Source organism: Acidovorax sp. SUPP950, from assembly GCF_030158935.1.
Taxonomy (GTDB): Bacteria; Pseudomonadota; Gammaproteobacteria; order Burkholderiales; family Burkholderiaceae_C; genus Paracidovorax.
This window is the reverse complement of the sequence record NZ_BQXE01000002.1, coordinates 784,989-797,724: the sequence shown is the minus strand read 5'-3', so window position 1 is coordinate 797,724 and position 12,736 is coordinate 784,989. Positions and strand designations below refer to the sequence as shown.

Below are 12,736 nucleotides of genomic sequence, written 5' to 3'. Positions count from 1 at the left end.
CACAGCACCGGCACATCCATAAAAACCTAACGAGTGAGACATCCCAGTTTGTATATTTCGCGCGGTATTTCAGCACTCGTCGCATTGCTCTTCATTTCAGGTTGTGCCGGTCTGCCAGATAGAGTCGACCGTCCTGTCTCACGAGCAGAGTTACCTGCCAGCAATACAGTCTTGTCCAAGGTGCTGGAGGATCGCCGCCGCGCTGACCAAGCACGCCACGACTCCGGCTTTCTCCTGCTCAGCGGCCCCCAGGAAGCCTATGGCAGCCGCCTCGCCCTGGTGGAGAACGCACAGAAAACACTGGACCTGCAGTACTACGCCATCCATGCGGATGCCAGCAGCGAGCGGTTGCTGCGCGGCATTGCAGCGGCGGCACGGCGCGGGGTACGTGTTCGCATTCTCCTGGACGACTTTCACAGCACGGGGCGCAATGCCTTGGTCATGGGCATGGCGTTCCAACCCAATGTGGAAATGCGGATGTTCAACCCGGTCGCTGGACCGCGTGGTTCGATGCTGGGGCGCTTGTGGGGCTCTGTCACCGATTTTTCCCGGGTGCAGCAACGCATGCACAACAAGCTGTTCATCGCGGACAACGTGATGGGCGTAACGGGCGGGCGCAATCTGGGCGATGCCTATTTCGGCAATGCCGATTCGGGCAATTTCGTGGATCTGGACGTGCTCGCCGTGGGCCCCATCGTCCAGGATCTGTCTCGCAGCTTCGACAGCTACTGGAACAACCAGCGCGCCTACCCCGTGCAGTCGCTCATCACCCAGCAGGAACTGGCAAGGTTGCGCGAACAGACCTCGAAGGCGCCAGCGTCCGAACAGCAGCGACAGGGTGATGGTGACAACAGCAACGCCCCCCCTTCAGGGACGCGCACTGCGGCCTCCGACCGGCGGGATGGGCCCAAGCCGCCGGACGGCGAGCCCCGCCCATCCAGCGATGGACCCACGCAGGCGCAACGTGAGCGCGTCTGGAACGAACAAGCCATGGACCTCGGTGCGGCAGCCTTCGTCTGGGCGCCGGCCGCCATGCTGGCGGACCAACCCGCGAAGATTCCCGCCGAAGGCGAGCGCGGCATTCCCGTAGGCGACATGAAGCCAGGAGCAGCCGTCGAGGTGAGCGCATCCGGTTCCCATTCCGACAACAACGCGCCCTCACCCACGACACCGCGGACGCAGGCGCTCCAAGCCTCTGCAGAACATGCAGCGCAAGGAGAAACCGTGGTGGACGGCCTTCTGCAGTTGCTGGCCCAGGCACGGCAGGACCTGCTCATCATTTCGCCCTATTTCGTGCCCGGCGAGGACATGAAGAAGGCGTTTGCCGATGCCGTGGCACGGGGAGTCCGAGTGCGGGTGCTCACCAATTCGCTGGCGTCCAACGATGCGCCGGTTGCCCATGTGGGCTACGCACGGCACCGCGATGAATTGCTGGCCATGGGCGTGCAGCTGTATGAACTGCGCAGCGAGCAGGCAGGCCTCAAGTCGACGTTCGGTTCATCGGGGGCCGCCACCACGGGCGAGTCCCGGTCGATGCTGCATTCCAAGGTGCTGGTGCTGGACGGCCGGCTGCTGGTGGTGGGTTCGATGAACCTGGATCTGCGCTCCCAGTTGCAGAACACCGAGATTGCCCTGCTGATCCAAAGCCGGGCCCTCTCCCGCATGGCGTCAGAGCAGATCGAAACCGCCATGCGCGAAGGCGCCTGGCGACTGGAGAAGACCGAACAGGGATTGGTTTGGCGAGCCCCCCAGGGCAGCGGCCTCGAAGACGCCACGACGGACCCCGATACTGGTCTGGGACTGCGTTTGCTGCTGAAGCTCCTGGGGCCATTGGCACCGGATCACCTTTTGTAGCGCGAAACAGGCGGCCTGCTTCGCAGGCCCATGCCTCAGGTGCGACCTGACGGAACCGTCTGGTCCGCACTCAGCCGAGGCAGGCCCGCCCTACCCTCAGGGCAAGTTGGTTTCAAGCCGGATCGGGCATCGGCTGCCGGTGCAACCATTGCGTGATGTCTTGTTGATCCGTCATGGTGCGCACCTGTTGGTACGCCGCCTCCCCTTCCGGAAACCGCCGGCGCAGCAGATTGAGCCATTGCTTGAGCCGGCCCGCGCGCTGGCGGGGCTCCAGGTCTTCGCAGACCAGACGCCAGAAATCGGACAGATGCGGCTGCAGCGCCGACCAAGGCAATGCAGGCACGTCGGCGTCGCCTGCGTCCGCCGAGCGGATTGCAAGGGCCAGGCCGGGATCGGCCACCATGCCCCGCCCGAGCATCAGGGCGCTGCATCCCGACACCTCGCGGCAGCGCTGCGCATCGGCCACGGTCCAGATCTCGCCATTGGCCACCACCGGGATGGAGACGGCATCGCGCACAGCGGGGATCTGCTCCCAATAGGCCGGTGGCCGGTAGCCGTCGGCTTTGGTTCGCGCATGCACCACCAATTCGCACGCGCCGCCGGCCTGCATGGCCTGTGCGCATTCGCGGGCCAGGGAGGCATCGTGGTAGCCCAGCCGCATCTTGGCGGACACCGGCAGGTGCGGCGGCACGGCGCGGCGCACCGCCTCGACCACGGCAGCGATGCGCTCCGGCTCCTTGAGCAGCGCCGCACCGCCCCCATGGCGGTTGACCACGTTGGCCGGGCAGCCGAAGTTCAGATCGATCCCCTCGGGTCCCAGTGCCGCCAGGCGCGCCGCGTTCTCGGCCATGCTGACGGGATCGGAGCCCAGCAACTGCGCCCGCACCGGCACGCCCGCCAGCGTCCTGCCGCCATGGCGCAGTTCCGGGAGGTAGCGAAGAAACACCTTGTCGGGCAGCAAGGTGCCGGTGATGCGAATGAACTCCGACACGCAGCGGTCCACCCCACCCACGCGGGTGAGCACGTCGCGCAGCACGAAGTCGAGTAGCCCTTCCATGGGCGCGAGCAGCAAGGTCATGGCAGCGTGAATGGGCCTTTGCGCCACCGGCGCCGAGCGCCCATGGCCGTGAATCCGGAATTTCCGATGAAGGTAACGACAAGGAAAAGGACTGCCTGCAGCTCCACGATCGGCCCGGCGCCCCGGAAAAACAAAAAGGGCCCGAAGGCCCTGGCGAGCAGCCGACCGATGGCCGAAGCCACCGAAGCACGCTATTTTAGAAAGTCCCCTTTGGCAGGTCGATGCTCTTGCCGTTGAGCTTGACCTGGCCGGCTTCCATTTTGACCACGCTGGTCAGGTTGTCCCCCTCCTGTCGCAGGAACCCGGCAGCCTGGGCCATGCCGATCATGGCGTCCATGTCTTCGCTCTTCATGTCTTTCTTGCCTGCAGCCTCAGCGATGGGCGCAATCCACACCTTGGGCAAACGCGCGCTGGCATTCAGCATCGAGCCCTTGATCAACGCGGCCTTCCAGCCCGTCTGCGCAACCTCTTCGGCCGAGGGAGCGCGCTGCACTTCGCCACCGTATTCGATCTGTCCCTGCTGGCCTTGGTAGGTGGCCATGAGTTTCATCGAGTAAGCCGGAAGGGCTGCCACCAGGCGGGGAGCGCTCTCTTCCAGCAAAGCCAGAATGCGCTCTTCCGTTTGGGAGGCCGCGCTCGCCAGGCCCTGTGTGCGGTAGGCCTCGATCAGTGCCTGCTGAAAGCGCTTGATCGTTTCCAGGTCGATGCGCTGGAACTTTTCTTCAAAGCCCACCGATTCGAAATTCAGCGGGCCCATGCTGCCCTTGCCGTTGAGCGCAGTGGCGATGCTGATCGTGGCGCCATTGCTTTCGATCGTGGACGACCCGGCCACTTCTTTCAGAGAGAACAGGGACGTTGCCGCGCCGCCTGCGGCCGGGGTGCTGCTGGCGTCCATCTCCGCGAGCCGCACCGTGCCGGTGCCGGGCCCGAAAAGCCACATGCCTTCGATCACCTCGTTTTCAAACGTGCCGTCCATGCCCTTCATGGCCATGGTGATGCGGGCCGCCGGCCTGGCCTCTTCGTCTTCCTCGTCCGGGGTACCGCCGGGCACTCCAACCATCGCGAATTCGGGCCACTGGAAGCTGCCTTTGACGTGCTTGCGGTCCCCGCTGAGGGTCATGTCGGTGACCATGGCTTGCCAACGCAACGTCATCTCCTCGTTGCCGACTTCACCCGCGGGCAACTGGAAATGGAGGTCGTGCCGGCCCGTCAGGTGGTGCACGGTGGTCAGGGTGGGAGCGGTCACCTTGGCCAAGTCCTTGGTGGCCTGCGCGTCCAGCCCCTCCAGCGCAAAGCGCGAATCCACCACGGCGGCCGCCAGGCGGCGGCCCGCCAGCGGGCCATGGTGCACGGTGCTGTTCACGGCCAGGCGCAACGGCGGCGATGGCGGCACATTGGCCTCCACCTGCTCGGCCGTGCGGGGCGGGGTCCATTGCAGCACCAGCTTGGCCTGCGATGAGAAGAAGCCCTTGTGGTATTCCTCGGAAACGATGGCCTCCGGGCCCAGGGCCTGGCGCAGATCGACCAGCGCCTCCTGGTAGCTCGACTGGGCCCGTTGGCCCAGATACCAGGTCGCGCCACCATAGGCCACGACAGCCAGCGCCAAGGCGGCGCCTGCAATTGTTTTCTTGTTCATTGGGTGTTCCGTCAGCATGCTTCTCCCCCCTGGGCGAAGCCCGCGAGAATACCACCGGCCTTCGCGGCAAGTTCCGCACCCGGCATCAGAACCGTGGGCATTGGCCGCACGCGGCCGCGTGGCCCCGTTGGCGTCATCGCCACGTCACGGGAGTGCGGTGCAATCAGGCTCCCGCCTGATCTTTGCCCTTTCCATGCTGCTCCTGAGAACCGACAAGGCCCGCCTGGAACTGTCCCCCGGCGTGCGAACACTGAGCCTGCGAGAGCGCTCCCTGCTGCTGCTGGCCGATGGCCGGCCGATGAAGGACCTGCAGGCCATGTACAACGGCATCGGCGCCCAGATCGTCGAGCAACTGATGCGCCAGGGTTACCTGGCCAGCCCCAACACAACGCCCGCGCCTTCCACTGCGCCGGCCGCCACGAACGAAGCCCCGGCACCGTCGAACGCCCTGCGTTCGCTGGCCGGCGCCCGCATGTACCTGTTCGACATTTGCGAGCGCATGTTCGCGCGGCGCAATGCCGACCTGGCCCGCAATTTCCATGAAGCGCTGCGCGGTGCGCGCGACCGCGACAGCATGCTGGACGTGAGCGAGGCGCTGCTGGATGAAATCACCTTGCTGGCCGGCCCCGAACGCGCTGCCGCCGTGCGCGAGCGCATGGAGCAACTGCTGCCGGTGTAAAAAGGAAACCGGTGGCGCTTGGCGCAGTGCCTACAGCGCAGCCAGCCGCCAGAGCGAGGTGCGCTCGGCCGAACGTGCGGCATGCAGCGGATCGGTAGCGTCCCCGGCTTTGGGATGGCGGGGCTGCACCTCGTGCCGATCGACCACCCGCAGGCCTGCGCCGGCCACCCATTCGAGCAGTTGGTCACGCGAGCGCAAGCCCAGGTGCTCCGCCAGATCGGACAGGATCAGCCATCCTTCGCCGGCTGGCGCCAGGTGCGCCTTGAGGCCCGACAGAAAGCCGCGCAGCATGCGGCTGTCTTCGTCATAGACCGCATGCTCGATGGACGAGCTGGCACGCCCCGGCAGCCAGGGCGGGTTGCACACCACCAGCGGCGCCTGGCCCTCGGGAAAGAGATCAGCCTGCACCACCTCGACCTGGGCCGACAGGCCCAGCCGATGGATGTTGTCGCGGGCGCAGGCCAAAGCGCGGGGGTCCTGGTCGGTGGCCACGACGCGGTGCACGCCGCGCCGGGCCAGCACCGCCGCGAGCACGCCCGTTCCGGTGCCGATGTCGAAGGCCAGATCCCTGGCCGGTAGCGGCGCCTGGGCCACCAGGTCCACATACTCCCCGCGCACGGGCGAGAACACGCCGTAGTGCGGATGGATGCGGCGCGGGGCCTGGGGCGTGCCCAGGGCGGGAATCTCCACACCCTTCTTTCGCCACTCGTGTGCCCCGACCAGCCCCAGCATTTCGCGCAGCGACACCACGCAGGCGGTGCCGTCGGCCGGCCCCCAGGCCTCGGCGAATGCCTCTCGCCAATCGGGCGCACGGCGCAACGCGATGGTGCGGTCCCCCTCCACGGGCACGAGCAGCATGCCCAGCGTGCGCGCACGTTGCGCCTGGGCCTGCCGGTGCAGATGGAAGGCCTGCGCAGGGATCGTGCTCCCGGCTGCAGAGCCACCGGCCTGGGCCTTGCGGCCGGCCTTGGCCCCTTTGGCCTTGGGCTTCTTGTCCGCGCGGCGCATGAGCGCCTGGAGCAGGTGCCGCGCGTTCTGGAAATCGCCGCGCCACAACAGGCCCGTGCCCTCGCACGCCAGCCGATAGGCGGTGTCGGCCGCGAGCGTGTCGTCGGCCAGCACCACGCGCCGGGGCGCCGCAGCGTTGCTCTCGCTGCGCCAGGGCGCTGAGCGCTCCTCGCCGTGCTCGGTCCAGTGGATCATGAAGGGTGTGCGAAAAGGAAAGTCAGGGGAGGCTGCAGATCAGTTCAAGGGGCGCTTGAGGCGCACTTCCTCGATCTTCACACCGCCGACGACAGCGGTCTTGGCCGTGGACATTTCGCGCTTGAAGCCGGCCAGTTCATGGAAACGCAGCGCGCGTTCGTTGCGCAGCGGCACCCAGGCGGTGACATTGGTGCAGCCCTCTTCCTGCAGGCCGTCGCGTGCGGCGTCCCAAAGGGCCACGCCCACGCCCTGGCTCCAGTGGGTGGGGGCGGCGTAGATGGCCCAGATTTCACCGGTGGTGGGGCGCGATTTTTCATCGCGCGAGCGGTCGAAGCCGACGAAGCCGACGATCTTGTCGCCGTCCACGGCCACCTGGACCTGGGGCTCGCAGTACTCGATGGCCTCGCGCCAGTAGGCTTGGCGCTTCTCGACCGAAGAGAGGGATTTCAATTGGTCGTCAGGCAACAAGCCACGGTATACCTCGGCTGCGGAGACGGTATGGATCTGTGCAATGGCTTTGGCATCGCGAAGCGTGGCGGGACGGACCTGGATACTGGACATGGAAAAAACGGGACGAAAACAGGGGATGAAAAAACGAAAGGAGCGGCATTGTCGCCGCAAATGGTTTTTCCACTCCAGCCCCCGGCTGTCCCGGGCCCTGTGTGAGGGCCCCGCAGCGGCTAAAGCCAGCGGCGCAGCAGGCCCATGACGCGGTCGAAACGCGCGCCATAAGGCGGGTAGAGCGCCGAGCCCATGGACCAGCGCGATTGCACCAGCACCGACTTCTGGTGGCAAAAGCGCAGAAAGCCCGCCTCGCCGTGGTAGGCGCCCCAGCCACTGTCGCCGACCCCGCCGAACGGCAGGTTGTCGTGCGTGATGTGCATGAGCGTGTCGTTCACCGTGACGCCGCCGCTCACCGTGCGGCGCAGCACATCGTCGCGCACGGCTTCGTTGCGGCCGAACCAGTACAGCGCCAGCGGCCGCGGCCCGGCGTTGATGTGCGCGATGGCGTCGTCCAGCCGCTCGTAGCCCAGCACGGGCAGCACGGGGCCGAAGATCTCTTCCTGCATCACCTGCATGTTCAGGCTGGCGTTGAAGACCAGCACCGGCGGCATCTGCCGCCCCACCCCGTCTCCGATACCCTGCGCGGGCGGTGGCGGGGAATCGGGCACGGGTTCGAGCACCTGCACGTCGGCGCCTTGCGTCTGCGCCTGCTGCAGCATGGTGCGCAGGCGAGCCAGCTGCCGGGGGTTGATGACGGAGGCGTAGTCGGGGTTGCCCTCGAAATACGGAAAGAGCCGTGCCACGGCGGCGCGGTAGGCCTCGCCGAACGCGGCTTCGCGCCCGCGCGGCAGCAGCACATAGTCCGGGGCAATGCAGGTCTGGCCCGCGTTCAGCAGCTTGCCGTGCGCGATCTTGAGCGCGGCGTCCTGCAGGTCGCAGTCCGCATCGAGGATGCACGGGGACTTGCCCCCGAGCTCCAGCGTAGTGGGTGTCAGGTGCACGGCGGCGGCCTGCGCCACCTTGCGCCCCACCGCCGTGGAGCCGGTGAACACGAGGTGATCGAACGGCAGCGAGGCGACCAGCGCCGCCACCGCGGCATCGCCCTGCACCACGCAGAACTCGTCGGGCGAAAAGAACTGCGAGACCAGCGAGGCCAGTTGCGCAGAGGTGTGGGGCGTGAGTTCGCTGGGCTTGAGCATCACCCGGTTGCCTGCCGCGAGGGCGCCTATGGCCGGCGCCAGCGCCAGCTGCACGGGATAGTTCCATGGTGCGATCACGCCCACCACGCCGAGCGGCTGCCGCTGCACCCAGGCATGCGCCGGCTGCAGGAACATCGGGGTGAAGACCTTGCGGGGCTTGGCCCAGCGGGCCAGGTGCCGCAGCGTGTGCGACAGCTGCGCGCGCAGCACGAACAGATCGGCCACCTCGGTCAGGCGCGGCGATCGCATGCCGAAATCGGCCTGCACCGCCGCCGCGAGCACCGGGCCATGTTCGTCCAGCATCTTGCGCACCCGCAGCAGGCGTTCTCGGCGCACCAGCAGGGGCACGTCGGCATGGTCCCGGCTGGCACGCCGCTGGATTTCGAACTGGTGGCGGATATCGGCAGGGGTCATTGCACGCATCATAGGCAGCGCCCTTGCAACCGCCTGTAAATCCAGGTCTCCAAGTGCCTCATTCAGAAAAATAAGCGGGGAAACGCTTGCCCGATGGCCGCTGGCCCAGGCCGAGCCGGGCGCGGTGCGATCCCGGGCGCGGCCCGGCACCGGTGTCCCAGCACAGAGGCAGGCGAGCGGGCCACCGCTCTGCCGCGCCGCCGGCTCAGGACACGTCGCGCGCCTGCACGTCGGTCACCTCGCGCGCGCCGGGCAGTTCGCGCGAGCGCACCGCCGGCTCGGCGGGGCCGTCCGCCACCGGGCGGCCGCCCGGGGCAGCGGACCAGCGCGCCGTGCTGCGGTACACCGTGCTCCAGCCGGCACGCGGGTCCATGCGCATGGCCCAGGGCGTCACGGGGCGGCCGGTCACCCGCGCCCAAAGAGCACGGGCGCCCCAGACCACCGCCAGCAAAGCGGCCACGGTCAGCAGGCTCAGGAAAAAGACCACGCCGACGGCCACCACGGCCAGGCGCACTATCCACCGGATCACCCCGGCTGCAAAATCGTTCAAACCACGTCCTTTCCTGAGAAGGCCCGGCTCAACCCTGTATCAGGGCCTCGCCGAAGCGGAACACGCCCGGATCGAGCACCGGGTCCACATCGACCGGAATCACGCTCTTGGGCGCAAACCGGCCTTCCAGCAGCAGCTTGGACAGCGGATTCTCCAGCCGCTGCTGGATCGCCCGCTTGAGCGGCCGCGCACCGAACACGGGATCGAATCCCACCTTGGCCAGCTCGGCCAGGGCCGTGTCGGACACCTGCAGGTGCAGGTCCATTTTCGCCAAACGCGCTTCGAGCAACTGCAACTGGATGCGTGCAATCGCTTCGATGTTCTTCGCATCCAGCGCGTGGAACACCACCGTCTCGTCGATGCGGTTCAGGAATTCGGGTCGGAAATGGTTCTTGAGTTCCCCCCAAACCGCTTCCTTGATGTCGTCCGAGTCCTGGCCCACCATCGCCTGGATCAGGTGCGAGCCGATGTTGCTCGTCATCACAATCACCGTGTTCTTGAAGTCCACGGTGCGGCCCTGGCCATCGGTCAGGCGGCCATCGTCCAGCACCTGCAGCAGCACGTTGAACACGTCGGGGTGGGCTTTTTCCACCTCGTCGAGCAGCAGCACGCTGTAGGGCTTGCGGCGCACAGCCTCGGTGAGGTAGCCGCCTTCTTCATAGCCCACGTAGCCGGGCGGCGCGCCGATCAGGCGGGCCACCGAATGCTTTTCCATGAACTCGCTCATGTCGATGCGGATCAGGTGGTCTTCGCTGTCGAACAAAAAGCCCGCCAGCGCCTTGCACAGCTCGGTCTTGCCCACGCCCGTGGGGCCCAGGAACAGGAACGAGCCCGTGGGCCGGTTGGGGTCGGACAGGCCCGAGCGCGAGCGGCGGATGGCATTGGCGACCGCGGCAATGGCCTCGTCCTGGCCCACCACGCGCTCGTGCAGCTTGTCTTCCATCTGCAGGAGCTTGTCCTTCTCGCCCTGCATCATCTTGGCCACAGGGATGCCGGTGGCGCGGCTCACCACCTCCGCGATCTCCTCGGCGCCCACCTGGGTGCGCAGCAGGCGCGGCGCGCTGCCTGCGCCGTCCTTGCCGGCTTCCTTGGCCTGCGCTTCCTTGAGCTGCTTTTCCAGGTCGGGCAGCTTGCCGTACTGCAGCTCGGCCACCTTGTTGAAGTCGCCCTTGCGGGTGAACTCCTCGATCTGGAACTTGAGCTTGTCGATGGCCTCGCGCACGTGCGCGCTGCCTTGGGCCTGGGCCTTTTCGGACTGCCAGATCTCGTCGTAGTCGGCGATTTCCTTTTGCAGCCTGGCAATCTCTTCCTCGATCAGCGCGAAGCGCTTTTGCGAGGATTCGTCCTTCTCGCGGCGCACGGCCTCGCGCTCGATCTGCAGCTGGATCAGCCGCCGGTCGAGCCGGTCCATGACCTCGGGCTTGGAGTCCATCTCGATCTTGATCTTGGACGCGGCCTCGTCGATGAGATCGATGGCCTTGTCGGGCAGGAAGCGGTCGGTGATGTAGCGGTGCGACAGTTCGGCCGCGGCCACGATGGCCGGGTCGGTGATGTCCACGCCATGGTGCACCTCGTACTTTTCCTGCAGGCCGCGCAGGATGGCGATGGTGGCCTCGACCGTGGGCTCGCCCACGAGGATCTTCTGGAAGCGCCGCTCCAGGGCCGCATCCTTTTCGATGTACTTGCGGTATTCGTCGAGCGTGGTCGCGCCCACGCAGTGCAGCTCGCCGCGCGCCAGCGCCGGCTTGAGCATGTTGCCCGCATCCATGGCGCCTTCGCCCTTGCCGGCGCCGACCATGGTGTGCAGCTCGTCGATGAAGACGATGGTCTGGCCCTCGTCCTTGGCCAGCTCGTTCAGCACGCTCTTCAGGCGCTCCTCGAACTCGCCGCGGTACTTGGCGCCGGCCAGCAACGCCGCCATGTCCAGCGACAGCACGCGCTTGCCCTTGAGCGATTCCGGCACCTCGCCGGCCACGATGCGCTGGGCCAGGCCCTCCACGATGGCGGTCTTGCCCACGCCGGGCTCGCCGATCAGCACGGGGTTGTTCTTGGTGCGGCGCTGCAGCACCTGGATGGCGCGGCGGATCTCGTCGTCGCGGCCGATCACGGGATCGAGCTTGCCGATGCGGGCGCGCTCGGTCAGGTCCAGGCAGTACTTGGCGAGGGCGCCGCGCTGGCCTTCGGCCTCGGCGCTGTCCACCTTCTGGCCGCCGCGCACGGCGTCGATGGCGGCCTCCAGGCTCTTGCGGGTCAGGCCGTTGTCCTTGGCGATCTGGGCGGCGTCACCCTTGCTGTCCACCAGCGCGAGCAGGAACAGCTCGCTGGCGATGAACTGGTCGCCGCGCTTGATGGCCTCCTTCTCGGTGGCCTGCAGCACGCGGCCCAGTTCGGGGCCGCCCTGCACCTGGTCCTGCCCGTGCACCTGGGGCAGGCGCTTGACGGCGGCCTCGGCCGCGGACAGCAGCCCCGGCACGTTGGCGCCGGCGCGCTGCAGCAGTGCCCGCGGACCGTCTTCCTGGCGCAGCATGGCGACCAGCATGTGCACGGGTTCGATGTAGGCGTTGTCGTTGCCCAGCGCCAGCGACTGCGCGTCGCTCAGGGCTTCCTGGAACTTGGTGGTGAATTTGTCGAGACGCATGGTTGAAATGTCCTCCGAATTGCAACGCAGTTGGGGGAGGTGGAGGCACATTTCAAGCGCGCGCCCCACAGCAGGCCATGCGCCAGATCAAATTCAGGCAGGCATCTCAAAAAATGCCAAATGCTCACTTATCGATAGCAAAACGCCCTAGTGGAATATGCGGCGAAGGCCTTTTTTACCCCAAACCCTCATCCGCATTGGGAAGGGCCGCGATGCCCCAGCGCGCCAGCGCGGCGTCGTCGCTCACCCGGGCGTCGACCCAGCGCGCGCCCTGGGGCGTGACCTCCTTCTTCCAGAACGGCGCCTGGGTCTTGAGGTAGTCCATCAGGAACTCGCAGGCCTGAAAGCCCTGGCCCCGATGGGCCGAGGTCACCGCCACCAGCACGATCTGGTCCTGCGGCTGCAGCAGCCCCACACGGTGCACCACGCGGGCGCCAAACAGCTCGAAGCGGCGCAGCGCCTCGTCCACCATGGCTTCGATGGACTTCTCGGTCATGCCGGGGTAATGCTCCAGCTCCATCGATGCGACGGCGTCGCCGGCATTGTGATCGCGCACGGTGCCCACGAAGCAGCACACCGCGCCCACCCGCGGATCGTCCGCGCGCAGGGCCGCCAGTTCGGCGGACACGTCGAAGTCGGCCGCCTGGACGGCCACGCGGGGCAGGGCAATGGGATGTGGAGCGGAAACGGGGTTCATGGCCGCTGCGAAAGGGGTCTGGCGCCGGTGCGGCTCATGGCGAGCGGTGCAGGCGCGGGGCGGAGAGCAAACCGCGCTCTTCCTCGATGATCTGGTCGAGCTGGCGCCGCGCGGGGGACGCCGGCACGCGCGCCAGCATGGCCTGCAGCCGCACCACGTCGTTCACCGACGGCGCGACCTTCACCTGCGCAATGGCGGCCTGGGTGTTGCCGCCCTGGATGAGGGCGAAGACCTTGCCGGCCCACTCGTCTTTGTCTCTCGAATTGCGTGCCATGCGGCGGTGT

11 protein-coding genes are annotated in these 12,736 nt (G+C 67.0%); 2 read left to right on the top strand and 9 right to left on the bottom strand.

The annotated features are described in order from the left end of the window. Positions 1-48: 48 nt before the first annotated feature. Complete coding sequence (locus tag AVME950_RS12775) at positions 49-1,854, top strand: phospholipase D family protein (RefSeq protein ID WP_284430091.1); 1,806 nt, start codon at positions 49-51, stop codon at positions 1,852-1,854. A 112-nt stretch (positions 1,855-1,966) separates the two neighbouring features. Here AVME950_RS12775 and AVME950_RS12770 read toward each other — a convergent pair whose 3' ends face one another. Both AVME950_RS12770 and AVME950_RS12765 read right to left on the bottom strand, forming a co-directional pair. Beyond that, the gene (locus AVME950_RS12770; RefSeq protein ID WP_284430090.1) at positions 1,967-2,932 is read right to left on the bottom strand and encodes a tRNA dihydrouridine synthase; all 966 of its coding nucleotides are present in this window, start codon (positions 2,930-2,932) and stop codon (positions 1,967-1,969) included. Positions 2,933-3,128: 196 nt separating this feature from the next. Continuing rightward, a complete protein-coding gene (locus AVME950_RS12765; RefSeq protein ID WP_284430089.1) occupies positions 3,129-4,568 on the bottom strand; it encodes a YdgA family protein in 1,440 nt (479 codons plus the stop codon). 193 nt (positions 4,569-4,761) lie between these two features. Here AVME950_RS12765 and AVME950_RS12760 point away from each other — a divergent pair, with 193 nt between their 5' ends. Next, a complete protein-coding gene (locus AVME950_RS12760; RefSeq protein ID WP_284430088.1) occupies positions 4,762-5,247 on the top strand; it encodes a hypothetical protein in 486 nt (161 codons plus the stop codon). 30 nt (positions 5,248-5,277) lie between these two features. On the opposite strand, the gene AVME950_RS12755 is transcribed toward AVME950_RS12760, so the two are convergent. The 7 genes from AVME950_RS12755 to AVME950_RS12725 form a co-directional block, all read right to left on the bottom strand. Beyond that, on the bottom strand, positions 5,278-6,450 hold the full coding sequence (locus tag AVME950_RS12755; protein WP_284430087.1) for a methyltransferase: 1,173 nt from the start codon (positions 6,448-6,450) through the stop codon (positions 5,278-5,280). 39 nt (positions 6,451-6,489) lie between these two features. Beyond that, on the bottom strand, positions 6,490-7,011 hold the full coding sequence (locus AVME950_RS12750) for a GNAT family N-acetyltransferase (protein ID WP_092744242.1): 522 nt from the start codon (positions 7,009-7,011) through the stop codon (positions 6,490-6,492). Between the two features lie 119 nt (positions 7,012-7,130). Continuing rightward, positions 7,131-8,567, bottom strand: a complete 1,437-nt coding sequence (locus tag AVME950_RS12745; protein ID WP_284430086.1) for a coniferyl aldehyde dehydrogenase — start codon at positions 8,565-8,567, stop codon at positions 7,131-7,133. A 205-nt stretch (positions 8,568-8,772) separates the two neighbouring features. Next, the gene (locus AVME950_RS12740) at positions 8,773-9,117 is read right to left on the bottom strand and encodes a hypothetical protein (protein ID WP_284430085.1); all 345 of its coding nucleotides are present in this window, start codon (positions 9,115-9,117) and stop codon (positions 8,773-8,775) included. 28 nt (positions 9,118-9,145) lie between these two features. After that, positions 9,146-11,755: an ATP-dependent chaperone ClpB gene (gene clpB, locus AVME950_RS12735; protein ID WP_284424262.1), complete on the bottom strand. Its 2,610-nt coding sequence runs from the start codon at positions 11,753-11,755 to the stop codon at positions 9,146-9,148. A 175-nt stretch (positions 11,756-11,930) separates the two neighbouring features. After that, complete coding sequence (gene moaE / locus AVME950_RS12730; RefSeq protein ID WP_284430084.1) at positions 11,931-12,452, bottom strand: molybdopterin synthase catalytic subunit MoaE; 522 nt, start codon at positions 12,450-12,452, stop codon at positions 11,931-11,933. A 34-nt stretch (positions 12,453-12,486) separates the two neighbouring features. After that, entirely contained in the window at positions 12,487-12,726 is a 240-nt protein-coding gene (locus tag AVME950_RS12725; protein ID WP_272567946.1) for a hypothetical protein, read from the bottom strand. Positions 12,727-12,736 lie beyond the last annotated feature (10 nt).